General features: G+C 62.0%; 19 protein-coding genes and 7 tRNA genes. 20 read left to right on the top strand and 6 right to left on the bottom strand.

What is annotated here, in order from left to right; genetic code table 11:
• Positions 1-560: 560 nt before the first annotated feature.
• From INQ47_RS17820 to INQ47_RS17800, 5 genes are all read left to right on the top strand, one after another.
• Positions 561-1196 (top strand): TetR/AcrR family transcriptional regulator, encoded by a 636-nt coding sequence (locus INQ47_RS17820; RefSeq protein ID WP_021784990.1) that lies wholly within the window; start codon positions 561-563, stop codon positions 1194-1196.
• Between the two features lie 257 nt (positions 1197-1453).
• Positions 1454-2422 carry a GTP 3',8-cyclase MoaA gene (locus INQ47_RS17815; protein WP_404702230.1) on the top strand — a complete coding sequence of 323 codons (969 nt, stop codon included), beginning with the start codon at positions 1454-1456 and terminating at the stop codon, positions 2420-2422.
• A gap of 66 nt (positions 2423-2488) precedes the next feature.
• Entirely contained in the window at positions 2489-3094 is a 606-nt protein-coding gene (locus INQ47_RS17810) for a DUF4823 domain-containing protein (RefSeq protein WP_252459026.1), read from the top strand.
• 10 nt (positions 3095-3104) lie between these two features.
• Positions 3105-3665, top strand: a complete 561-nt coding sequence (locus tag INQ47_RS17805; protein ID WP_404702229.1) for a DUF1285 domain-containing protein — start codon at positions 3105-3107, stop codon at positions 3663-3665.
• Between the two features lie 340 nt (positions 3666-4005).
• Positions 4006-4407, top strand: coding sequence for a cupin domain-containing protein (locus tag INQ47_RS17800; protein ID WP_252459024.1), 402 nt, complete (start codon positions 4006-4008; stop codon positions 4405-4407).
• A 58-nt stretch (positions 4408-4465) separates the two neighbouring features.
• Here the strand turns inward: INQ47_RS17800 and INQ47_RS17795 are convergent.
• Together INQ47_RS17795 and INQ47_RS17790 are read right to left on the bottom strand one after the other, a co-directional pair.
• A tRNA-Asn gene (locus INQ47_RS17795) sits at positions 4466-4541 on the bottom strand.
• A 62-nt stretch (positions 4542-4603) separates the two neighbouring features.
• Positions 4604-5800, bottom strand: coding sequence for an amino acid aminotransferase (locus INQ47_RS17790; protein WP_252458360.1), 1197 nt, complete (start codon positions 5798-5800; stop codon positions 4604-4606).
• Positions 5801-6084: 284 nt separating this feature from the next.
• Here INQ47_RS17790 and uvrB point away from each other — a divergent pair, with 284 nt between their 5' ends.
• Positions 6085-8100: an excinuclease ABC subunit UvrB gene (gene uvrB / locus INQ47_RS17785; protein ID WP_252458359.1), complete on the top strand. Its 2016-nt coding sequence runs from the start codon at positions 6085-6087 to the stop codon at positions 8098-8100.
• 114 nt (positions 8101-8214) lie between these two features.
• Here the strand turns inward: uvrB and INQ47_RS17780 are convergent, their stop codons facing one another.
• Both INQ47_RS17780 and INQ47_RS17775 read right to left on the bottom strand, forming a co-directional pair.
• The gene (locus INQ47_RS17780) at positions 8215-9705 is read right to left on the bottom strand and encodes an MDR family MFS transporter (protein WP_404702233.1); all 1491 of its coding nucleotides are present in this window, start codon (positions 9703-9705) and stop codon (positions 8215-8217) included.
• A gap of 49 nt (positions 9706-9754) precedes the next feature.
• Positions 9755-10810 (bottom strand): HlyD family secretion protein, encoded by a 1056-nt coding sequence (locus INQ47_RS17775; protein ID WP_404702228.1) that lies wholly within the window; start codon positions 10808-10810, stop codon positions 9755-9757.
• Between the two features lie 143 nt (positions 10811-10953).
• On the opposite strand from INQ47_RS17775, the gene gltX reads away from it, so the two are divergent.
• From gltX to INQ47_RS17715, 12 genes are all read left to right on the top strand, one after another.
• Positions 10954-12435, top strand: a complete 1482-nt coding sequence (gene gltX, locus INQ47_RS17770; protein WP_010952995.1) for a glutamate--tRNA ligase — start codon at positions 10954-10956, stop codon at positions 12433-12435.
• Between the two features lie 245 nt (positions 12436-12680).
• Positions 12681-12756: transfer RNA gene (locus INQ47_RS17765), tRNA-Ala, on the top strand.
• 72 nt (positions 12757-12828) lie between these two features.
• Positions 12829-12904, top strand: a tRNA-Glu gene (locus tag INQ47_RS17760).
• Between the two features lie 50 nt (positions 12905-12954).
• Positions 12955-13030 (top strand) — tRNA-Ala (locus INQ47_RS17755).
• Between the two features lie 42 nt (positions 13031-13072).
• Positions 13073-13148 (top strand) — tRNA-Glu (locus tag INQ47_RS17750).
• Positions 13149-13209: 61 nt separating this feature from the next.
• A tRNA-Ala gene (locus tag INQ47_RS17745) sits at positions 13210-13285 on the top strand.
• A gap of 42 nt (positions 13286-13327) precedes the next feature.
• Positions 13328-13403: transfer RNA gene (locus tag INQ47_RS17740), tRNA-Glu, on the top strand.
• Between the two features lie 171 nt (positions 13404-13574).
• Positions 13575-14114 carry a TetR/AcrR family transcriptional regulator gene (locus INQ47_RS17735; RefSeq protein ID WP_404702227.1) on the top strand — a complete coding sequence of 180 codons (540 nt, stop codon included), beginning with the start codon at positions 13575-13577 and terminating at the stop codon, positions 14112-14114.
• A 15-nt stretch (positions 14115-14129) separates the two neighbouring features.
• The gene (locus tag INQ47_RS17730) at positions 14130-15008 is read left to right on the top strand and encodes an alpha/beta fold hydrolase (protein ID WP_252461576.1); all 879 of its coding nucleotides are present in this window, start codon (positions 14130-14132) and stop codon (positions 15006-15008) included.
• 102 nt (positions 15009-15110) lie between these two features.
• On the top strand, positions 15111-15545 hold the full coding sequence (locus tag INQ47_RS17725) for an acyl-CoA thioesterase (protein ID WP_404702226.1): 435 nt from the start codon (positions 15111-15113) through the stop codon (positions 15543-15545).
• A gap of 51 nt (positions 15546-15596) precedes the next feature.
• Positions 15597-16568, top strand: a complete 972-nt coding sequence (locus INQ47_RS17720; RefSeq protein WP_252461578.1) for a tRNA-dihydrouridine synthase — start codon at positions 15597-15599, stop codon at positions 16566-16568.
• Between the two features lie 457 nt (positions 16569-17025).
• The gene (locus INQ47_RS17715; RefSeq protein WP_019437397.1) at positions 17026-17469 is read left to right on the top strand and encodes an Hsp20 family protein; all 444 of its coding nucleotides are present in this window, start codon (positions 17026-17028) and stop codon (positions 17467-17469) included.
• An 88-nt stretch (positions 17470-17557) separates the two neighbouring features.
• Here INQ47_RS17715 and INQ47_RS17710 read toward each other — a convergent pair whose 3' ends face one another.
• Positions 17558-20854 (bottom strand): PAS domain S-box protein, encoded by a 3297-nt coding sequence (locus INQ47_RS17710; RefSeq protein ID WP_404702225.1) that lies wholly within the window; start codon positions 20852-20854, stop codon positions 17558-17560.
• A 61-nt stretch (positions 20855-20915) separates the two neighbouring features.
• On the bottom strand, positions 20916-21794 hold the full coding sequence (locus INQ47_RS17705; RefSeq protein ID WP_176685815.1) for a LysR family transcriptional regulator: 879 nt from the start codon (positions 21792-21794) through the stop codon (positions 20916-20918).
• Positions 21795-21925: 131 nt separating this feature from the next.
• On the opposite strand from INQ47_RS17705, the gene leuC reads away from it, so the two are divergent.
• Complete coding sequence (gene leuC / locus INQ47_RS17700) at positions 21926-23359, top strand: 3-isopropylmalate dehydratase large subunit (protein ID WP_003247191.1); 1434 nt, start codon at positions 21926-21928, stop codon at positions 23357-23359.
• Entirely contained in the window at positions 23356-24000 is a 645-nt protein-coding gene (gene leuD / locus INQ47_RS17695; protein ID WP_003247192.1) for a 3-isopropylmalate dehydratase small subunit, read from the top strand. Before leuC ends, leuD begins: the two co-directional genes overlap by 4 nt.
• Positions 24001-24117 lie beyond the last annotated feature (117 nt).

Genomic DNA, 24117 nt, shown 5'->3' with positions numbered 1-24117 from the left:
GTTTGTTTCGGGCCAGTCCGTCCTGTGCCAAGCGCGCGCGACCGCCTTGTTTGTACGACGCGATATCGAGGCGTGCGCCAAGGCGTTCGCGCGCAAATCCCACAGGCATAATTGGCCCGAAACAAACGTAGGAGCGGGTTTACCCGCGAAGCGCCGCGCGGGCGGCGCTCGATCTCACAGGCGCTGAAAATCTTGCGGCACGCACCTGACAGCCGTCACACCATCCTCCCCACAAAAACACAAAAAAAACCCGGGTTCTGGGGGAGGAATCCGGGTTAAGACCATTAGGAGTAAAACAAAGGTACGCGGTCCCTGAGCACCTTTATCGGCGCGCCACTGGGGGGGATGCGCCGCGCCAACACTTCAAGTATTGGTCAGGTTTGGCGCAGTGCCAGTGCATATTGGGTGTTTTTTAAACAGATTTGGAATACGCCCGCGTTTCATTCCTCCCGCAGCGCATGGCTGTATGCATCGTGAAACACAGACATGTGTGGATGATCCGTGCAATTTCCCGCAAGTTAGGCATAATAAACCGCTTCGATTGTCATCCAGTCCTTCCCATGCAGAAAGAACCTCGTAAGGTCCGTGAGTTTCGCCGTCGCGAACAGGAAATCCTCGATACCGCGCTCAAGCTGTTTCTCGAGCAAGGTGAAGACAGCGTCACTGTCGAGATGATCGCCGACGCCGTGGGCATCGGCAAAGGCACGATCTACAAGCACTTCAAGTCCAAGGCGGAGATCTACCTTCGCCTGATGCTCGACTACGAGCGCGACCTGAACGAGCTGTTGCACTCGGCCGACGTCGACCGTGACAAGGAAGCGCTGTCGCGCGCCTACTTCGAGTTCCGCATGCGCGACCCGCAACGCTACCGGCTGTTCGACCGCCTTGAGGAAAAGGTGGTCAAGGGCAATCAGGTGCCGGAAATGGTCGAGCAGTTGCACAGCATCCGTGCCTCCAACTTCGATCGCCTGACCCTGTTGATCAAGGGCCGTATCAGCGAAGGCAAGCTTGAAGACGTGCCGCCGTATTTCCACTACTGCGCTGCCTGGGCGCTGGTGCATGGCGCTGTAGCGCTGTACCACTCGCCATTCTGGAGCAATGTGCTGGAGGACCAGGAAGGCTTCTTCCAGTTCCTGATGGATATTGGCGTGCGGATGGGCAACAAGCGCAAGCGCGACCCGGAACCCTCGAACTGAGCATTGCACGAAACTGCGCGGGCCCTGTGGCAGCGGGCGTGCCCGCGAACACGGGCGCAGCCGGTGCCAGCCACCGCGTTTGATTCTTCGCGGGCACGCCCGCTCCCACAAGTACTGCGTCGTGGGTTCTCTGCTCGGCAGCGCAGTCTGAAGCGTTCGGCTATCGCTTGAACATTCGGCATTGTTCATTGGGGCTTGCAAAAACCTGATTTATGAGTCAGGTTTTGCCAGCCCCTTTATCCATGCCGGAGTCACTCATGATCGTCGATCGTCAAGGCAGGCGCTTTCGTAACCTGCGCGTCAGCCTGACGGCTGCCTGCAACTACGCCTGTACCTACTGCGTACCTGACGGCAAGCGGCTGGTGGCGGCGCAGGACGAGCTGTCGGCGGACGCCCTGGCCCGTGGCGTGGCCTACCTGATCGAAGCTGCCGGCATCGAGCGCCTGCGCATTACTGGCGGTGAGCCATTGGTTAGCCCGCGTCTGGATGCCTTTCTGGCTGCCGTGGCCAAGCTCGACCTTGACGACATCTCACTGACCACTAATGGCCAGTTGCTGGCGCGCAAGTTGCCGCAACTGCAGGCGGCCGGGATTCGTCGGCTGAACGTTTCCCTCGATACCCTCGACCCGCTGGCTTTCCGCCAGATTGCTCGTGGCGGCGACCTGGGCGCTGTGCTGGACGGAATGGAGCGGGCGAGCGCCCTGGGCATGCGAATCAAGGTCAACATGGTGCCGATGCGTGGGAAAAACCTCGATCAGGTACTGCCGCTGCTGGATTACTGCCTCGCGCGCGGCTTCGAGCTGCGCTTCATCGAACTGATGCGAATGGGCCACCTTGCCCACGATCGCAACGCGTTCCTCCGACAGTTTGTCGGCCTCGACCAACTGCTTGCGCTGATCGGTGGCCAGCACGCCTACGCCCAGGTGGATGCGCCGCTGGACGCCACTGCCATGCGTTACCACATCCCTGGCAGGGGCCACTTCGGCGTCATTGCCAACGAAAGCGTGCCGTTTTGCCGTACCTGCTCGCGGCTGCGCCTGTCTTCCACGGGCTGGCTGCATGGCTGCCTGTCGTCTGGTAACCGGCACTTCGTCGGCGACCTGCTGGAAAAGCCGCGTCATCAGGCGTTGCCGGCCTTGCAGCGGTTGTTGGTCAAGGCATTGGCAGACAAACAGGACCTGGCCTTTTCCGGCGGCGTGACGGTCATGAAAGTGATCGGTGGCTGAAGCTGGCGCAAAAGCTGCATCCGCCGGCTATTCGCCGGTTTTTCGTCGCCGGCCACTGGAGGAAAGATGCGTAGCCTGGTCTTGCTGCTGGCGCTGATGGCGCTGGGCGGCTGCATGAATGTCAGTGATATGGGCGAGGGTGTCCGCTATCACATGAGCGATGCCGGTCTGCTGGACCACAGCGAAACCCGTCGCACCTTGTCGATCCGCCTGCAGCCTGATTCATTCATTTTCATTGGCCAAGGTGCGTTCGTGCCGCCGGGCAAGGGGCCGGTGCCTCGGCAGAATGCAGTGGCCCAGCAGGCCTACAAGAGCTTTGTCGAATACTTCCCGATGGTGCGTCGCGCCCAGGGCCCGCTGGGCCTGGAAGAGGCCATTGCCCAGGCGCGCTCGGTAGGCGCTGACTACCTGCTGTACACCCGCTTCGCGCGTACCGACGATCGCATCGGCAATGGTGACGAGTGGTATGACGAGCAGGCCGTCGACCGCTTGGGCTGGGACACTGGCGTGGTGCAGATGATGCTGATCGAAACCAATACCCGCTATCTGATCGACACTGCGCGTATCAAGAGCCGTGGCGGTTTGTTGACGTTCCACGACAACACCCCGGAGGATTTGCTTGGCGCGCCGATGCGCGAGTACGCTCGTAGTCTCCTGGGCATGAGTGAATGAGGCAAGTGTGATGAGTGACTCCGGCAAGGCCAATGACCTTCTGGCGCAGATCCCCAAGGCCAAGGGGCTGCCGCCGGTGCACCTGTGGAACCCGGATTTCTGTGGTGACATCGACATGCGCATCGCCCGTGATGGCACCTGGTACTACCTGGGCACGCCGATCGGGCGCAAGCCGATGGTGCGGCTGTTCTCGACCATCATTCGCCGCGATGGCGATGACTATTTCCTGATCACCCCGGTAGAAAAGGTCGGCATTCGTGTCGATGATGCGCCGTTCGTGGCCGTGCTGCTGGAAGTGCAGGGGGAAGGCGAACAGCAGGTGCTGCGCTTTACCAGCAATGTTGAGGACCAGGTCGAGGCCGGGCCGGATAACCCCCTGCGGGTGGTGATCGACCCGGTGACGCAGGAGCCATCACCGTATGTGCTGATGCGCAGCAACCTGGAGGCGCTGATACATCGCAATGTGTTTTACCAACTGGTGGAGCTGGCGGTGCCGCGTGTGATCAACGGGGAGGAATGGCTTGGGGTGTGGAGCAGGGGGACGTTTTACCCGATTGGGCGCAGCGGCTGAGGCCTCTGTTAGCGATGCCGGCCTCTTCGCGGGTAAATCCGCTCCTACACACAGCATCGGGGGCGGCACAGGCCGTTGTTTGCGCGGTTTCACCCGCGAATGGGTCGGGCCTGGGGGCCAATCTCCAGCGTCATTTCACCGTTGCGGCCGCTGCCGTATTCGCGGGTAAACCCTACACATACGCATCGGTGGTTCGGCACAGGCCGTCGTAGGAGCGGGTTCACCCGCGAAAGGGCCGGTACAGGCGAAAAATCGGCCCCCTGCTTTTCCCCCGGATTGGCCATTGGTCTTCAACCAGTCAGGGCCTAGCCTGCAGGCACTTGCCCTCGAGGAAAAGCCCATGAAACCCCTAGCCATCATTCTCTTCGCCCTGCTCGCCGCCCAAACGCCCGCCTGGGCCCACGGTGATGTAGCCGACCAGGTCAAGGTCCTGCAGCAAAAGCAGCCCTCGAATGCCCCCGGCAAAACTGCCGTCATGCTCACCGTCAGCTACGCCCCCGGCGAAGCATCACCCGCACATCAGCACCCGGGCGCAGTCATGGCTTACGTCCTGGAAGGGGCGGTGGTATCGAAGCTCAACAGCGAGCAGGAAAAGACCTACAAGGCCGGCGATTATTGGTATGAGGCACCGGGCACCGTGCACAGCATTTCACGCAACGCCAGCAAAACCCAGCCGGCCAGGTTGCTGGTCTGGAGCCTGGTGGACGAGGACAAGCCAGTGACCGAAGTGCTTGGCCAGTAATTCAAGCGCAACGAAAAAGCCCCCGGTTGCTTGCGCATCCGGGGGCTTCTTCAATGTTTGGCTCCGCGACCTGGACTCGAACCAGGGACCCAATGATTAACAGTCATTTGCTCTACCGACTGAGCTATCGCGGAATCTGCGCGTATCTTACTGATTGCCCGGGAGAAGTCAACCCACCCCCAGGCAAAACAATGAGTTACAGCACTTCCACGATAGCTTTGGTCACCACGTGGATGTTGCTCTGGTTCAACGCGGCCACTGCGATACGGCCGGTGTCCAGGGCATAGATGCCGAAGTCGTTCTTCAGACGGGCAACCTGTTCAACGGTCAGGCCCGAGTAGGAGAACATGCCGACCTGGCGGCCAACGAAGCTGAAGTCGCGGTTGGCACCGTATTCGGCCAGCAGCGATACCATCTGCTTGCGCATGCCGTGGATGCGCTCGCGCATTTCGGCCAGTTCGGTTTCCCACATCTGGCGCAGTTCTGCGCTGTTCAGCACGGTGGCAACAATGGTTGCGCCGTGGGTTGGCGGGTTGGAGTAGGTGGTGCGGATCACGCGCTTGACCTGCGACAGCACGCGGGTGCTCTCGTCCTTGGAGGCGGTGACGATCGACAGCGCGCCGACGCGCTCGCCGTACAGCGAGAACGATTTGGAGAACGAGCTGGAAACAAAGAACTCCAGGCCCGACTCGGCGAACAGGCGCACGGCGAAGGCGTCTTCGGCGATACCGTCACCAAAGCCTTGGTAGGCCATGTCGAGGAACGGCACGTGGCCCTTGGCCTTGACCACTTCCAAGACGTTCTTCCAGTCGTCCAGGTTCAGGTCGACACCCGTCGGGTTGTGGCAGCAGGCGTGCAGCACCACGATCGAGCCGGACGGCAGGGCGTTGAGGTCTTCGAGCATGCCGGCGCGGTTGACGTCGTTGGTCGGCGCATCGTAGTAGCGGTAGTTCTGCACCGGGAAGCCGGCCGATTCGAACAGCGCACGGTGGTTTTCCCAGCTCGGGTCGCTGATGGCAACCACGGCGTTTGGCGAGATGCGCTTGAGGAAGTCGGCGCCGATCTTCAACGCGCCAGTACCACCGACGGCCTGCACGGTGACCACGCGGCCAGCGGCCAGCAGTGGCGACTCGGCGCCGAACAGCAGCTTCTGCACAGCCTGGTCGTAGGTGGCGATGCCGTCGATCGGCAGGTAGCCGCGCGAAGCGTGCTGGGCGGCTCGCTGGGTTTCGGCTTCGATCACGGCGCGCAGCAGCGGAATGCGGCCTTCCTCATTGCAATACACGCCTACGCCCAGGTTGACCTTGTCGGTACGTGGATCGGCGTTGAATGCTTCATTGAGGCCCAGAATAGGGTCGCGGGGTGCCAGCTCGACAGCGGAAAACAGGCTCATTGTTACCTTGGCTCTGATTGGAGTGTGATAGGGCGTACACGCTCCAGCCGAATGCACTGAAGCGGTGCACAAACGGGGAGTCAGTATAGTGATACCGACCGGTCACCGCGACACTCTGGCACAGCTTTTAGGGCTATTTGCGCAAATATTTTTCGACCATTGGTCTAATTGCCGTGTCCACCGTTGCACACGCCCACACCTGTGCCTCGAAAGCCCCCCCGAGCGGGTGCATTTGGGTATAGACTACTGGCTAAATTTACAGCTGCTGCACCGCGAGGTCCTTCATGTCCGAGTTCCAGCTCGTCACACGTTTCCAGCCGGCCGGCGACCAGCCCGAGGCTATCCGCCAGTTGGTCGAAGGCATCGAGGCGGGGCTGTCGCACCAGACGCTGCTCGGGGTGACTGGCTCGGGCAAGACCTTCAGCATTGCCAACGTCATCCAGCAGGTGCAGCGCCCGACGCTGGTGCTGGCGCCCAACAAGACGCTGGCCGCCCAGTTGTACGGGGAGTTCAAGGCATTCTTCCCCAACAACGCGGTGGAGTACTTCGTTTCCTATTACGACTACTACCAGCCGGAAGCCTATGTGCCTTCGTCAGACACCTTCATCGAGAAGGACGCCTCGATCAACGACCACATCGAGCAGATGCGCCTGTCGGCGACCAAGGCGCTGCTGGAGCGGCGTGACGCGATCATTGTTACCACTGTGTCGTGCATCTACGGCCTGGGCAGCCCCGAAACCTACCTGAAAATGGTCCTGCACGTGGACCGTGGCGACAAGCTCGACCAGCGCGCGCTGTTGCGCCGCCTGGCCGACCTGCAGTACACCCGCAACGAAATGGACTTTGCCCGCGCCACCTTCCGGGTACGCGGCGACGTAATCGACATCTTTCCGGCCGAATCGGATCTGGAAGCCATCCGCATCGAGCTGTTCGACGATGAAGTGGAGAACATCGCCGCTTTCGATCCGTTGACCGGTGAGGTTTTCCGCAAGCTGCCACGTTTCACCTTCTACCCCAAGAGCCACTACGTCACCCCGCGGGAAACCCTGCTGGAAGCAGTGGAAGGCATCAAGGAAGAACTGAAAGAGCGCCTGGAATACCTGCACAAGGCCAACAAGCTGGTCGAAGCGCAGCGTCTGGAGCAGCGCACCCGCTTCGATCTGGAGATGATCCTCGAGCTGGGCTATTGCAACGGCATCGAAAACTACTCGCGTTACCTGTCCGGGCGCCCGGCCGGGGCGCCGCCGCCCACCCTGTACGATTACCTGCCGCCCGATGCGCTGCTGGTAATCGACGAATCCCACGTCAGCGTTCCGCAGGTCGGCGCCATGTACAAGGGCGACCGTTCACGCAAGGAAACCCTGGTCGAGTACGGCTTCCGCATGCCTTCAGCGCTGGACAATCGGCCGATGCGTTTCGACGAGTGGGAGGATGTCAGCCCGCAGACCATTTTCGTTTCGGCCACCCCGGGCCCCTACGAGGCTGAGCATGCCGGGCGCGTGGTGGAGCAGGTGGTGCGCCCGACCGGGCTGGTCGACCCGCAGGTAGAGGTGCGCCCTGCGCTGACCCAGGTCGACGACCTGCTGTCCGAGATCCGCAAGCGTGTCGCGGCAGGCGAGCGTGTGCTGGCGACAACGCTGACCAAGCGCATGGCCGAGGACCTCAGCGATTACCTGGCCGACCACGACGTACGGGTACGCTACCTGCACTCGGACATTGATACGGTGGAGCGGGTAGAGATTATCCGCGACCTGCGCCTGGGCACCTTCGACGTACTGGTGGGCATCAACCTGCTGCGCGAGGGCCTGGACATGCCCGAGGTGTCGCTGGTGGCCATCCTCGATGCAGACAAGGAAGGTTTTCTGCGTTCCGAGCGTTCCCTGATCCAGACCATTGGCCGCGCGGCACGTAACCTCAATGGCCGAGCCATCCTGTATGCCGATAACGTCACCGGCTCCATGCAGCGGGCCATCGATGAAACCGAGCGCCGCCGCGAGAAGCAGATCGCCTTCAACGAAGCCAACGGCATCGTGCCCAAGGGCGTGGTCAAGGACATCGCCGACATCATGGAAGGTGCCACCGTGCCCGGTGCGCGCAGCAAGAAGCGCAAGGGCATGGCCAAGGCGGCGGAGGAGAGCGCCCGTTACGAGGCTGAACTGCGTACGCCGGGCGAGATCACCAAGCGCATCAAGCAGCTGGAAGAGAAAATGATGCAGTTCGCCCGCGACCTGGAGTTCGAGGCGGCGGCGCAGTTGCGTGACGAGATTGCCCAGTTGCGTGAGCGGTTGATTAGCAGCTGATCCTGTGGGAGCGGGCGTGCCCGCGAAGAATTCTACGCGGAGTCTGGCACCGGCTACGCCGGTGTTCGCGGGCTCGCCCGCTCCCACAGGCATCGCACATCATCTGAAATTGGCTCAGTGGGCCTCCCCAGCCTTCAACCCCTCTGGCAACTTGCGGGTCAACAATACCGCCACCATGCTCACCGCCAACCCGATCCCGACAAAGTGGAAGGCATCGTTGTAAGCCATGATCAGCGCCTGTTGGTGGGTAATCTCGCTAAGCTTGCCCAGCGCCGCATTGTCACTGCCCAATCGTTCCGCCAATTGCGCCAGCCGCTCAGCCACCTGTGGGTTGCTCGGCACCACCGATTCGCGCAGGTAGTCGAAGTACACCTTGGTGCGCGCATCCAGCAGGGTGGCCAGCAAGGCAATACCAATCGCGCCACCGAGGTTACGCAGAATATTGAACAGGCTCGACGCGGACCCTGCATCCTGTTGCTGGATATACGCGGTGGCAATCAGCGAGATGGTCACCATGATCATCGGCTGGCCCAGTGCGCGGATGATCTGGATATGGTTGAACTGCGGCCCGGCAAAGTCTGGGTTGAGCACCCCCGAACCGAAACTGGCAGCGCCGAACAGGCAAAACCCCAGCGCGCATAGTACCTTGGGCGATATCACCTTCATCAGTTGCGGCACCAGCGGGATCAGGAACAGCTGCGGAATACCCATCCACATGATCACCTCGCCAATCTGCAACGCGTTGTAACCCTGTACCTGCGCCAGGTACAGCGGTAGCAGATAGATCGACCCGTACAGGCCCACGCCCATGCCCAGGCTGGCGATGCTCGACAGGCCAAAGTTGCGGTTGCCAAGAATGCGCAGGTTGATCAGTGGATGTGGCTTGGAAAACTGCAAGATGACGAAGGTGATCAGGCTGACCAGGGCAACGCTGCCCAGGCCGACGATCAGGTGCGACTCTAGCCAGTCCTTGCGATGGCCTTCCTCGAGAAACACCTGTAGGCAGCCCAACCCAAGTCCGAGCGTGACGATCCCGGCGTAATCGGTACTCTTCAGCAGCTCCCAGTGCGCATCCTTCTTCTCAAGCCCGTATAACAAGCCGGCGATCATTAGCAGGCCTGGCGGGATATTGATGTAGAAGATGTACTCCCAGCCCCAGTTCTCGGTCAGCCAGCCGCCCAGGGTGGGGCCGATGGAGGGGGCAAAAGTGGCGGTCATGGCGAACATCGCCATGCCTTTGGCGCGGTGGTGCTCGGGCAGCTTGATTAGGGTCAGGGTGAAGGCCAGCGGTATCAGCGCGCCGCCGGTGAAGCCCTGCAAGGCACGGAACAGGATCATGCTCTCCAGGTTCCAGGCCATCGAGCATAGCAGCGACGACAGCAGGAAGCCGCCGGATACCCACACTGCCAGGCGCCGCGCCGACAGCAGCTGCACCAGCCAGGCTGTTAGCGGGATCATGATGATTTCCGCTACCAGGTACGAGGTGGAAATCCATGAGCCTTCTTCCAGGGTCGCCGACAGTGCGCCCTGGATGTCCTTCAACGAGGAGTTGGTGATCTGGATGTCCAGCACTGCCATGAAGGCACCGAGCATCACGCTCATCACCGCGATCCAGTCGCGCCGGGTTGGCTCCGCCGTGGGGCGCAGCAGTTGGTCACCGGCCATTGTGGCCTTCGTCTTCGCTGCGCAGGTCGACAGTGGCGGTCACCGACATGCCGGGGCGAATACGCCCATGCAACGGGTTGTCGGCGCGGAACGTGAGTTTTACCGGGATGCGCTGCACAACTTTGGTGAAGTTGCCGGTGGCGTTGTCCGGTGGCAGCAGGCTGAACTGCGCACCGGACGCGGCGAACAGGCTGTCCACCCGGCCTTCGATCGGTGTGTCGGGGTAACTGTCGAACAGCAGCTCCGCGCGCTGGCCGGGGTGCATGCGGCCGATCTGGGTTTCCTTGAAGTTGGCCTGCACCCAGATGTCTTCATCCGGCACGATCGACAGCAGGTAGGCGCCGGCCTGCACCACCTGGCCATCGCGCGCACTACGCTGGCCGATGGTGCCGCTGATCGGTGCATGGATTTCGCAGCGGGTCAGGTTCAGCTCGGCCTGGGCCAGGTCGGTGCGGGCATTGGCGATTTGCGCATCGAGGCGCTTGAGTTCGGCGTTCAGGGTCGTGACCTGCTGGCGCTGGCTTTGCAGGTCGGCGCGTGCCTTGTCGACCTGGGAACCGGCGACATGGCTGTCCGCCGACAGGGTAGTGACCCGCTCTTCAGAGACAAAACCCGGCTTGCGCAGTTTCTCGGCGCGGCTCAGGTCCAGCCGTGAACGGTCGAAAGTGGCCTGGGTAGCCGCCAGCTGGGCCTGGCCGGCGGCAATCAGGCTGCCTTGCTGGGTGAGGCGGCTTTGCGCTTGCGCGTACTCGGCTTCGCGGGTGGCCAGGGCGGCGCGGGCGCGTTCGACCGCCAGCTCGAAGTCGGCGGGCTCCAGGCGCACCAGCAGGTCGCCCTTGTTGACGTGCTGGTTGTCCGCGACCGGGACTGTTTCGATACGTGCACCGAGCTGGCTGGAGATACGGGTGATCTCGCCCTGCACGTAAGCGTTGTCGGTGCTTTCGTAGAAGCGGCCCTTGAAGTACCAGTGGGCCAGGAAGGCAAGGGCAATGATGGCCACCAGGGTGAAGAAGATCGTCAGGCGGCGTTTGAGTTGGGCAGGCATGGGGACTATCGTTCCAGAAATGTAAACAAATTTAACAGCGGCACAGGGCCTGTCGACAAGTGACGTTCGCGCCATTGCTGGAGCCCGGTGCCCGCCTCCTGCTAACATCCCGCCTTTGTTTCATCTTTCGTTCGAGACTCTCCATGACCACCGTACGCACGCGTATCGCGCCATCGCCTACCGGCGACCCCCATGTCGGCACTGCCTACATCGCCCTGTTCAACTACTGCTTTGCCAAGCAGCACGGCGGTGAGTTCATCCTGCGCATTGAAGACACCGACCAGCTGCGCTCCACGCGTGAGTCGGAGCAACAGATCTTCGACGCCCTGCGCTGGCTTGGCATCGAATGGAACGAAGGCCCGGATGTCGGCGGCCCGCACGGCCCTTACCGGCAGAGCGAGCGTGGCGAAATCTACGCCAAGTACGCCAAGGAGCTGGTAGACGCCGGCCACGCCTTCTACTGCTTCTGCACCGCCGAAGAGCTGGAGCAGATGCGTGCCGAGCAGCAGGCCCGCGGCGAAACCCCGCGTTACGATGGCCGTGCGTTGCTGATGAGCGCCGAAGAAGTACAGCGCCGCCTGGACGCTGGCGAGCCGCACGTGATCCGCATGAAGGTGCCGAGCGAAGGTATCTGCGTGGTGCCGGACATGCTGCGCGGCGATGTCGAGATCCCGTGGGACCGCATGGACATGCAGGTGCTGATGAAGAACGACGGCCTGCCGACGTACTTCCTGGCCAACGTGGTCGACGACCACCTGATGGGCATCACCCACGTGCTGCGTGGTGAAGAGTGGCTGCCATCGGCGCCCAAGCTGATCAAGCTGTACGAGTACTTCGGCTGGGAGCAGCCCAAGCTGTGCTACATGCCGCTGCTGCGCAACCCGGACAAATCCAAACTGTCCAAGCGCAAGAACCCGACCTCGGTCACCTTCTATGAGCGCATGGGCTTCATGCCTGAAGCGATGCTCAACTATCTTGGCCGCATGGGCTGGTCGATGCCTGACGAGCGTGAGAAGTTCTCGCTGGCCGAAATGGTCGAGCACTTCGACCTGTCGCGTATCTCGCTGGGCGGCCCGATCTTTGACATCGAGAAGCTGTCCTGGCTCAACGGCCAGTGGCTGCGCGAGCTGCCGGTAGAGGAATTCGCCGCACGCCTGCAGAAATGGGCGTTCAACAGCGACTACATGATGAAGATTGCCCCGCACGTGCAGGGCCGGGTAGAAACCTTCAGCCAGGTTGCCCCGTTGGGCGGGTTCTTCTTCGAAGGCGCGCTCAAGCTGGACGCCAAGCTGTTCGAAAGCAAGAAACTGTCGGCCGACCAGGTGCGTCAGGTGATCCAGCTGATCCTGTGGAAGCTTGAAAGCCTGCGCCAGTGGGAAAAAGAGCGCATCACCGGTTGCATCCAGGCCGTGGTCGAGGCGCTGGAGCTGAAGCTGCGTGACGCCATGCCGCTGATGTTCGCCGCCATCACCGGCCAGGCCAGCTCGGTTTCGGTGCTGGACGCCATGGAAATCCTCGGTCCCGACCTGACCCGCTACCGCCTGCGCCAGGCCTTGGACCTGCTGGGCGGTGTGTCGAAGAAAGAAAACAAAGAATGGGAAAAGCTGTTGGCTTCCATCGCCTGACTGCGTTCCCGAGCCTGTAGCCGGACCTGTGGGGGTGGGTAAACCTGCCCCCCACAGGCTTGGCTGTTCAGGATTTACGGGGGCAGGGCGGTAAGTGATTGTTATCTGTGAAAAAATTTTTGATTATTTTAGAAAATTCGTTTGACAGCCCTGCAATCCGAACTTAATATGCGCCCCGTCCACAGCGATGAACGAAAACGAAACGCTAGCCACCCAGCCAGCGGTTCAGTTCAAAGCGACATTGTGGGGCTATAGCTCAGCTGGGAGAGCGCCTGCATGGCATGCAGGAGGTCAGCGGTTCGATCCCGCTTAGCTCCACCAAATTCCGCTTAGCAGCCAAGGCTGATAAGCAAGACCGGGTCCAGCAACCGGGTCTTGAAGGTAAGAAGGTTCGTCCCCTTCGTCTAGTGGCCTAGGACACCGCCCTTTCACGGCGGTAACAGGGGTTCGAGTCCCCTAGGGGACGCCAGTTTTACACAAGCGATGTTGGTTGTCGCTGGGCCGCGAGGCTAGAAATCCGGGGCTATAGCTCAGCTGGGAGAGCGCCTGCATGGCATGCAGGAGGTCAGCGGTTCGATCCCGCTTAGCTCCACCAATTTTGCCGCGGTTCGCGTTAGCGGATCGGCACGAAGGTTACGTCCCCTTCGTCTAGTGGCCTAGGACACCGCCCTTTCACGGCGGTAACAGGGGTTCGAGTCCCCTAGGGGACGCCACTTTTCCTGCGTTTTGCAGGGCTTTAAAAGGCTCGTCGATTATTGATGAGCCTTTTGTTTCGGGGCTATAGCTCAGCTGGGAGAGCGCCTGCATGGCATGCAGGAGGTCAGCGGTTCGATCCCGCTTAGCTCCACCATTTCTGCCAGGGTTCACGCAAGTGGATCTTCGCGAAGGTTACGTCCCCTTCGTCTAGTGGCCTAGGACACCGCCCTTTCACGGCGGTAACAGGGGTTCGAGTCCCCTAGGGGACGCCACGTTTACCCGCGTTTTGCGGGACTTTAAAGGCTCATTCGCTTATTGAATGGGCCTTTTGTTTTTTCCTTCCCCAATAATTTTCCCCCCGACAAGCGGTCGCAGATTCTGCTTGCCAAAAAATATGATGAGAATAATATTTCGATCATCATATTTTGTTTGGTGCGTGCCCGATGAGCGACAAGAAGAGCAGAACCCGCGAACGCATTCTGGAGGCTGCGCGCAGTGCGCTGATCCAGCACGGCCCGGCCGAGCCCAGCGTCAGCCAGGTGATGGGTGCGGCAGGCCTGACCGTCGGCGGCTTCTATGCACACTTCGACAGCAAGGACGAGCTGATGCTCGAGGCGTTCCGTCAGTTGCTGGGTGAGCGCCGTGCCTTGCTCGCCCAGATCGATCCCAATCTCGATGGCGCCGGTCGGCGAGCGCTGGCTGGCGCCTTCTACCTCTCGCGCAAGCACCGGGACTGCGAAGTGCATGCTTGCCCGCTGCCTAATGCGTTGGGCGAAATGCAGCGCCTGCCCGAGGCCTTCCGCGAGGTGCTGGCCGAGCACATCGAGTTGATGACTGCTGCGATGGTCGACCGCCCTGAGGATGCCGACAAAGCGCTGGCCGACTTGGCCCTGATGGTGGGAGGGCTGGCGCTGGCCCGGGCCCTGGGGACCAGTGATCTGTCTGACCGTATTTTACGCGCCGCCAAATCGGCGGTGCTTTAACCCTGGAGCATGGCGATGACCACCCTGAGCTGGATTCGCGGTGTCAATGGCACCCTGGGCCGCCTGGCCCCCGAGCATGTCGCGGGCAAAATGCGCCGAGCCTTCATGACCCCGCGCAACCTGCCGCCGCGGGATTGGGAACTGCCTGTACTGGCCAGCGCCGAGCGGATTGCACTGCGCTTCGGCCTGTCTGCCTTGCGCTGGGGTCAAGGGCCGACCGTGCTGCTGATGCACGGTTGGGAAGGGCGCCCGACGCAGTTTGCCGCCTTGATCGAGACCTTGGTTCAGGCGGGGCATACGGTGGTGTCGCTGGAAGGGCCCGGGCATGGCCGTTCACCTGGCGAGCAAGCGAACGTGGTGCTGTTTGCCCGGGCGTTGTTGGAAGCTGCTGCTGAGTTGCCCCCGTTGCGTGCAGTCATTGGCCATTCCATGGGTGGGGCGAGCGTGCTGCTGGCTTTACAGATGGGGCTGCGCGCAGAGGCGGCTGTCAGCATTGCTGCCCCGGCGCAGTTGTTGGGTGTATTACGTGGTTTCGCCCATCGTCTGGGGCTGCCAGCACGGGCGCGGGCAGCGTTCATTCGCCAGGTTGAGCGCGATGTGGGCATGCAGATTGCGCGGTTGGATGTCGCTGGTTACCAGCTGGAGCTGCCGGGGCTCGTGGTGCATGCCACCGATGATGCTCTCGTGCCCCCAGATGAGGCACATGTCATCCACAAGGCCTGGTTCGACAGTCGTCTGATGCTGCTGGAAGAGGGGGGGCACCAGCGGGTGCTGGCCGATCCGCGGCTGAGTGAAGCCGTGCTCGAACTGCTGGCCCGGGTTGATGCGGTCAGTGCAGGAGCCGCTTCAGCCGTGAACACCGGCATCGCCGGTGCCATTCGCCGCGCTGTCTGATTCGCGGGCAAGCCCCTCTATAACAGCCGCGTCAGGCTCACAGGGGCTGGACATTGTCCTGCAGATCGCTGCTAAATCGCCTTTTGCGCCAAGGAAGCGAAAATGAGCTGGGACCTGGCAACACCCTTCGTCATCGACCTGCGCGTGGGCAGCGAGGACATCGACGGCCTTGGCCACGCCAACAATGCGGTCTACGTGACCTGGCTTGAGCGTTGCGCCTGGCGCCATTCCCAGCGCCTGGGGCTGGACCTGGCCGAATACCGGCGCCTTGACCGGGCGATGGCCGTGGTGCGCCACGAAATCGACTACCTGGCCGCTGCCTATGAGGACGATGAGCTGCAACTGGCTACCTGGATCATTGACTGGGACCAGCGCCTGCGCATGACCCGGCGTTTTCAGCTCAAGCGCCCCCGCGATGGTGTGACGCTGCTGCGCGCGCAAACCACATTTGCCTGCATTGAGCTGTCCAGCGGCAAGCCCAGGCGTATGCCGGCGGAATTCGTCGAGGGTTACGGTTCGGCGCTGATCGGTGCCTGAGTTGCCGGCAATTTTTGTTAAACTGCCGGCTTTTTCCGCTGAGACCCCGACATGCAAATTGCCCTGGCCCCCATGGAGGGGCTGGTCGACAACATCCTGCGCGACGTATTGACCCGCGTGGGCGGTATCGACTGGTGCGTCACCGAGTTCATTCGTGTGTGCGACCGTCTGTTGCCGGCGTCCTCGTTCCACAAGTTGGCGCCTGAGTTGCGCCAAGGCGCGCGCACGGCTGCCGGTGTGCCCATGCGTGTGCAGTTGCTGGGTTCGGACCCGGTATGCCTGGCGGAGAACGCGGCACTGGCTTGCGAGCTTGGGGCGCCGGTGATCGACCTGAACTTCGGATGCCCGGCAAAGACGGTGAACAAGTCGCGCGGTGGTGCGGTACTGCTCAAAGAGCCGGAGTTGCTGCACGCCATTGTGCGTGAAGTGCGGCGTGCAGTACCGGCGAATATCCCGGTGACCTCGAAGATGCGCCTGGGCTTTGACAGCCCCGACGGGGCGCTGGAGTGCGCCACGGCGCTGGCCGAAGGTGGTTCGGCACACCTGGTGGTGCACGCACGGACCAAGGTTGAGGGTTACAAGCCGCCAGCGCACTGGGAGTGGGTGGCGCGGGTACAGGATGTGGTCAAGGTGCCGGTGTTTGCCAATGGCGAGATCTGGACGGTCGATGACTGGCGGCGTTGCCGCGAGGTCAGTGGCGCCGAAGACATCATGCTCGGCCGCGGGCTGGTATCGCGCCCGGACCTGGGCCTGCAGATTGCAGCGGCGCGGGATGGGCGCGACTATCAGCCGATGAGCTGGGATGACTTGTTGCCACTGTTGCGTGAATTCTGGCGCCAGGCCCAGGCTAAATTGTCGCCGCGTTATGCGCCGGGGCGGATGAAGCAGTGGCTGGCAATGCTGACTCGCAGTTACCCCGAAGCGGTGGTGTTGTTTGCCGAGTTGCGCCGGGAAGATGACTGCGCGCGGATCAGCCGGTTGCTGGGGGTAGAGGCTCAAGCCCTGGAGGCTTGCGTCGCCTGAGCAGGCCTCTTCGCCGGTACCGCACCTGTACGGTTCACCCGCGAAAGGGGCGGGCCTGCTGGCCAATCTCCACCCGCCGTTCACCGTTGCCGCCGCCATCGTATTCGCGGGTAAACCCGCTCCTACACACGCATCGGTGATTCGGCACAGGCCGTCGTAGGAGCGGGTTCACCCGCGAAAGGGCCGGGCCTGCTGGCCAATCTCCACCCGCCGTTCACCGTTGCCGCCGCTACCGTATTCGCGGGTAAACCCGCTCCTACACACGCATCGGCGATTCGGCACAGGCCGTCGTAGGAGCGGGTTCACCCGCGAAGAGGCCGTCAGGCCCCGTGCAAAAAAATCAGATTTTTTCTACTTGCCCCTTGAAAGCATTTCCCTCGGCCATATCTTTTGAGTACGCGATGCCGAAGCCGGGTCGCGTAATGACTTACTTGCTGAATCTCAGGAGTTTATGACCATGACTACTGCTTTCTCTCTTGCTCCACTGTTCCGTCATTCCGTTGGTTTCGACCGGTTCAACGACCTGTTCGAATCCGCGGCACGTAACGAGGCCGGTAGCAGCTACCCGCCCTATAACGTGGAAAAGCATGGCGATGACCACTACCGCATCGTGGTTGCTGCAGCCGGTTTCCAGGAAGAGGACCTCGACCTGCAGGTCGAAAAAGGTGTCCTGACCGTGACCGGTGGCAAGCGCGACAATAGCGCCGCTGAAGTGACCTACCTGCACCAGGGTATCGCACAACGCGCCTTCAAGCTGTCGTTCCGCCTGGCTGATCATATCGAAGTGAAGGCCGCCGGACTGGCCAATGGCCTGCTCAGCATCGACCTGCTGCGCATCGTGCCAGAAGAAGCCAAGGCCAAGCGCATCCCGATCAATGGCGAAAAACCAGCGCTGAACTGATCGGACTGCAATGAAAAAGGGCACCTCCATAGGTGCCCTTTTTCGTGCTTCTCACGCGGTCCCGTGTAGGTGCGCGACAGCCATGCCATCAGTAATCCGCCGGCGCCTCCAGCAACATCTGCCGAAACTCCGGCAACGGCAATGGCCGGCTGTGCAGATAGCCTTGGTACAGATGGCACCCCAGCCGCTCGAGAAACGCCAGCTGTTCGGTCAGCTCTACCCCTTCGGCAATCACCGCCAGGTCCAGACTGCGGGCCATGGCGACAATGGCGCGGACAATTTCTGCGTCGTTGGGGTCGTCCGGTGCATCGCGTACGAAGCTCTGGTCGATTTTCAGCGCATCCACTGGCAGGCGCTTCAGGTAAGTCAGCGAGGAATAGCCGGTGCCGAAGTCATCCATGGCGAAACTCACCCCGTAGCCCTTCAGCTCGCGCATCTTGCTGATGGTGTCTTCCAGGTTCTGGATGACGATGCCTTCTGTGATTTCCAGCGTCAGCATCTTCCGCGGCAGGCGGTAATCGTCCAGGCTGCGCAGCACCCGCCCGACAAAGTCGTTCTGACGGAACTGTCGCGGGCTTATGTTCACGCACAGGCTGAAATCATCAGCGTCGATCAACCCGTCGGTGAGCATGCGGGCGCAGGCGTCGCAGGCTTCGTCGAGAATCCAGCTGCCAACTTCAAGGATCAAGCCGCTTTCTTCCAGTACCTGGATGAACTGCGAGGGCGGTTGCTGGCCCAGTTGCGGGTGGTGCCAGCGCAGCAGTACTTCGGCACCGACGATGCGGTTGTCGCGGGCATCCACCTGCGGTTGGAAGTGCAGCGCCAGTTCGCCACGGGCCAAGGCCAGGCGCAGGTCGTTTTCCATGCGCAGGCGCTCACTGGCAGCCTTCTGCATGGTGGTGTGGAACAGCTGGGTGGTGTTGCGACCGGAGTCCTTGGCCCGGTACAGGGCGATATCGGCACGCTTGAGCAGGTCGGCCGGTGTGGTGCCGTGGTCGGGGATCAGCGCCACGCCGATGCTGGGCGTTACCTGCAGGCGCTGGCCATCCAGTGACATTGGCTCGGCCAGCAGTTCGCGCAGGGTGTCGGCCAGCTCGCGCACTTTCTCTTCCACCTGGTCGCGGCTCCCTTCCAGGCCGCTGAGCAGCACGACGAATTCGTCGCCCCCCAGACGTGCCACGGTGTCCTCCAGGCGCACGCTGGCCTCCAGACGGGCGGTGATGATCTTCAGCACGGTGTCGCCCACCGGGTGACCCAGCGAGTCGTTGATGTGCTTGAAATGGTCGAGGTCGAGGAACAGCAGGGCGCCACGCAGGTTATGGCGCTTGAGCAGGGCGATCTGCTGGCTCAGGCGGTCCATCAGCAAGGCGCGGTTGGGCAGGTTGGTCAGCGGGTCGTGATAGGCCAGGTGGCGTATCTGCGCCTGGGCGTTCTTCAACTGGCTGACGTCACGGGCGGTCAGTAGCAGGCAATCCACTTCGTTGAGGGTGATCGGTTCCACCGAAACCTCAACCGTGAGGATATCGCCACGCTTGTTGCGCCCGAGCATCTCGCGGTGGTGTACCCGGCCGCGCTCGCGCAATTCGACCAGCAGCGCGCTGCGCTGCTTGTCGTCGGCCCAGATGCCGATCTCGTACACCGTGTGGCCGACCACTTCGGCAGTGCTGTAGCCGGTCAGGCGGCAGAAACCGTCGTTGACTTCCAGGTAGCGGCCGCTGTGGCGTTCGGTGATGGTGATGGCGTCGGGGCTGGAGTGGAAGGCCTTGGCGAACTTCTCCTCGCTGGACTTCAGCGCTGCTTCGGCGCGTTGTTGCTGGGTGATGTCGCGCAGGGTGGTAACGCTGCAGGGCTGGTCGTCGACGGTGATCAGGCGGCTGGAAATCACGCAGGTCAGGGGGGCGCCATTGCGGTGGTTGAGTACCACGGCGACGTTGCTCAAGGCCTGTTCGCGGATTACCTGCTCGATGCGTCGCGCGCGCTCGGTGGACTCGGCCCACAGGCCGATTTCCTCTGCAGTACGCCCAAGCACCTGCTCGCTGCTCCAGCCGAAGGTCTGGGTGAATGCCGGATTGATCTCGATGAACTGGCCGGTGTCCTGACGGGTGACGCAGATCGGGTCGGGGCTGACCTGGAACAGGCTGGCAAACTTCTCTTCCGAGGCGCTCAGGCGCTGCTCGCGTTCCACCTGGTCGGTGATGTCGAGCAAGGTTCCCGCCATGCGCAAGGGGATGCCCTGGTCGTCGCGGTATAGCCGCGCGCGGCTTTCGATGTAGCGTGAAGCGCCGTTTTCCAACTGTACCCGGTAGGTGATCTGATAGTTGCCGGCAGGCCCTTCGCGCAGGCTACGGTAGGCCTGTCGCATCGAGTTGCGTTCTTGCTCTGGCACACCCTCGAAGAATGCATCGAACGATTCATGAAAGGGGATAGGCGGCAAGCCATGCAACTGAGCGGCGCGGGCCGAGCCGTAGAGCATGCCGCTTGGGATGTGCCAGTCCCAAGTGCCAAGTTGCGCCGAGTCCAGGGCCAGGTCCAGGCGCTCCTGGCTGTCCTTCAGGGCCTGCTCGGCGCGCTTGCGTTCGGTGGTGTCGACGAATGTACTGATCAGGAAGGTCACGCCTTCCAGTTCGATGCCCTGGGTGCACAGAATGCCGTCATGCACCTTGCCGCTGGATGCGCGGAATTGCACCTCCATCGTCAGCGGGCCGCCGTTGGCGCGGGTCGACTCGATTATCTGGTGGCGCTGTTCGGGGTTGACCCACAGGCCCAGTTCCAGGCTGGTCTTGCCGATCACCTGGCTGCCGGGCCAGCCGAACATGTCTTCGAAGTGCTGGTTGACCTCGAAGATCATGCCATCGTGGCGGCGGGTCAGCAAAATGGCGTTGGGGCTCAGGTGGAACAGTGTGGCAAAGCGCTTTTCCGAATTGATCAGCGCCGTTTCTCGCTCGCGCTGGCGGGTTATCTCGCGGATCACACCGATCATCTGCGGCCGGCCGTGCAGGTCGTGGGTCAGGCTGCCGTTGATCTCCAGCCAGTGCAGGCTGCCATCCGGCCAGCGGATACGGTGGCGCATGGCCTGCTCCACCGGCTCGCCGTTGACCACCGCCTGGAATACCTGGCGCGTGCGGGCGCGGTCCTCCTCGGGCAGCAGGTCGAGGTAATCGATATCGGCGGGCAGTGGCCGCTGTGGATCGAAACCGAACAGGGCCTGGGTACCCCGCGACCAACTGACCCTGCCGCTTTCGATATCCCATAGCCAGGCACCCAGGTGCGCACCGTTGAGCGCTGCCAGCAGTTGCGGGGCGCTCTGCCAGGCCTGCTCGGACTCCTGGGGATCAGCTGCAGGTATTCGCGGCAGGCGCAAAAAGCGGTTTGCTGATTTGGGCATCGGTACCAGACCTGTGGCGTATGACGTGTCCTTGGAATCGGAATAGCTGGCTGACAGCCGGTCAGGTGGGCCCTGAGTGGCTGTCGAGCAGGGCCATGAATGCCCTGGCCGCATTCGATAGCGTACGCTCCGTGTGCAGAATGTAGCCTAGCTGGCGCGACAGCTGTATGCCGGGCAAAGCGATGGGTGCAACTTGTTCGTCGAGCATGGTGCGTGGCAGCACGCTCCAGGCCAGCCCGATCGACACCATCATCTTGATGGTTTCCAGGTAGTTGGTGCTCATGGCGATGTTCGGCGTCAGACCCTGGCTTTCGAACAGGCGCTGGACAATATGGTGGGTAAAGGTATTACCACCGGGGAATACCGCCGGGTGGCGGGCGACGTCAGCCAGGCTGACCGCCTGGTTGCTGGCCAGCGGGTGCTCGGGGGCGGCGACGAAGTCCAGGGCGTCGTCCCACACCGGCACGGCCTTGACCAAGTGGTGTGGCTCGGGCGCCAGTGTGATAACGGCAATTTCGGCGCGGCCATGCAAAATCTCGTCGTAGGCCTGTTCCGAATCCATGAACTGAATGTCCAGCGCCACTGCGGGGTACTGGCGGGTAAACACCCGTAGCAATGGGGGCAGGCGGTGCAGGCCGATGTGATGGCTGGTGGCCAGGGTCAGACGACCGCTCACGGCCCCGGTCAGATTGGTCAGTGCCCGTCGGGTATCATCAAGAACGTTGAGGATCTGGTAGGCCCGCGGTAGCAGGGCGCGCCCGGCTTCGGTGAGGGTCACCTCGCGGCCCAGGCGGTCGAACAGGCGCACGTCCAGTTGTTGCTCCAGGCCGGCGATGCGCTTGCTGATGGCCGGCTGGGTCAGGAACAGGCGTTCGGCTGCGCCGGAAAAGCTGCCGGTTTCAGCAATGGCGATGAAGGCACTGAGGTTGGCCAGGTCCATGGTGGTGTATTCCTTTGGGTTATCCAAAGCATAAAAATTATGAATTTGAGTTATTCAATCTAACCCCATAGCATCGTCCGTACAAGCCAAGGGGTCTTTGGCATAGAAAGACGCTGATGAGGAACAGTCTGATGGCTGGCAAAACGCTCTACGACAAACTCTGGGAAGCCCATGAGGTCAAGCGCCGTGATGACGGCTCGTCCTTGATCTACATCGATCGCCACATCATCCACGAAGTGACGTCGCCCCAGGCCTTCGAAGGCCTGCGCCTGGCCAACCGCAAACCGTGGCGTATCGACGCCAACATTGCCACGCCGGACCACAACGTGCCGACCACGCCAGAGCGCAAGGGCGGTATCGAGGCGATCGTCGACCAGGTGTCGCGTCTGCAAGTGCAGACCCTCGACGAGAACTGTGACGAATACGGCATCGTCGAATTCAAGATGAACGACGAGCGCCAGGGCATCGTCCACGTCATCAGCCCGGAGCAGGGCGCCACCTTGCCAGGCATGACCGTGGTCTGCGGTGACTCGCACACCTCCACCCACGGCGCCTTCGGCGCCTTGGCCCACGGCATCGGCACCTCCGAGGTCGAGCACGTGCTCGCCACCCAGTGCCTGGTCGCCAAGAAGATGAAGAACATGCTGGTGCGCGTGGAAGGCCAATTGCCGGCCGGCGTTACCGCCAAGGATATCGTGCTGGCCGTGATCGGCAAGATCGGCACCGCCGGTGGCAATGGTCACGCCATGGAGTTCGCTGGCAGTGCCATTCGCGAATTGTCGATGGAAGGCCGCATGACCATCTGCAACATGTCCATCGAAGCCGGTGCCCGCGTGGGCCTGGTGGCGACCGATGCCACCACCGTTGCCTACGTCGAAGGCCGCCCGTACGCGCCGAAGGGCGAGCAGTGGAAGCAAGCGGTCGAATCGTGGAAAGACCTGGTGTCGGATGACGACGCCGTATTTGACACTGTGGTCGAACTGGATGCCAGCCAGATCAAGCCACAGGTCAGCTGGGGCACTTCGCCCGAAATGGTTCTGGCTGTCGACCAGCGTGTGCCAGACCCGGCAGCCGAAGCCGACCTGGTCAAGCGTGGTTCGATCGAGCGTGCCTTGAAGTACATGGGGCTGACCGCCAACCAGGCGATCACCGATATCAAGCTCGACCGTGTGTTCATCGGCTCGTGCACCAACTCGCGAATCGAGGACCTGCGCGCAGCGGCGGAAATCGCCAAGGGCCGCAAGGTGGCCGCCAGCGTCAAGCAAGCCATCGTCGTGCCGGGCTCGGGGCTGGTCAAAGCCCAGGCCGAGCGTGAAGGCCTGGACAAGATCTTCCTCGAAGCCGGTTTTGAATGGCGTGAGCCAGGCTGCTCGATGTGCCTGGCGATGAACCCGGACCGCCTGGAAAGCGGCGAGCACTGCGCGTCCACCTCCAACCGCAACTTCGAAGGCCGTCAGGGCGCCGGTGGTCGTACCCACCTGGTCAGTCCGGCCATGGCCGCCGCTGCTGCTGTAGCTGGCCACTTCATCGATGTCCGCGAGTTGATCCAAGGGAGCGCAGCATGAAAGCCTTTACCCAGCACACTGGCCTCGTCGCCCCGTTGGACCGTGCCAACGTCGACACCGACCAGATCATCCCCAAGCAGTTCTTGAAGTCGATCAAGCGCACCGGCTTTGGCCCGAACCTGTTCGACGAGTGGCGTTACCTGGATGTGGGGCAGCCCTACCAGGACAATAGCAAGCGCCCGGTCAATGAGGAGTTCGTGCTCAACCACGCGCGCTACCAGGGTGCCAGCGTGTTACTGGCGCGGGAGAACTTTGGTTGCGGCTCCAGCCGTGAGCATGCCCCTTGGGCGCTGGACGAGTACGGCTTCCGCAGCATCATTGCGCCGAGCTTTGCCGACATTTTCTTCAACAACAGCTTCAAGAACGGCTTGCTGCCGATCATTCTGAGCGATGAGGAAGTTGACGAGCTGTTCAAGCAGGTCGAAGCCAACCCGGGCTACCAGCTGACCATCGACCTGCAGGCGCAGGCGGTGACTCGCCCGGATGGCAAGGTGCTGCACTTCGAGATCGATGCGTTCCGCAAGCACTGCCTGCTCAACGGCCTGGACGATATCGGCCTGACCCTGCAGGACAGCGATGCGATCAAGGCCTTCGAAGCCAAGCACCGTGCCAGCCAGCCCTGGCTGTTCCGTGATGCCTGAAGTTCGTAGGTGAAAGTGCCGGCCTCTTCGCGGGTAAACCCGCTCCTACAGAGCGTTACGCGGTCGCTGTAGGAGCGGGTTTACCCGCGAAGAGGCCGGCACAGGCAACAAAACTCT

The organism is Pseudomonas sp. 3HC3 (genome assembly GCF_044904505.1).
GTDB lineage: Bacteria > Pseudomonadota > Gammaproteobacteria > Pseudomonadales > Pseudomonadaceae > Aquipseudomonas > Aquipseudomonas putida_Y.
The sequence above is the reverse complement of the archived record's forward strand: the minus strand, read 5'-3'. Positions and strand labels throughout refer to the sequence as shown.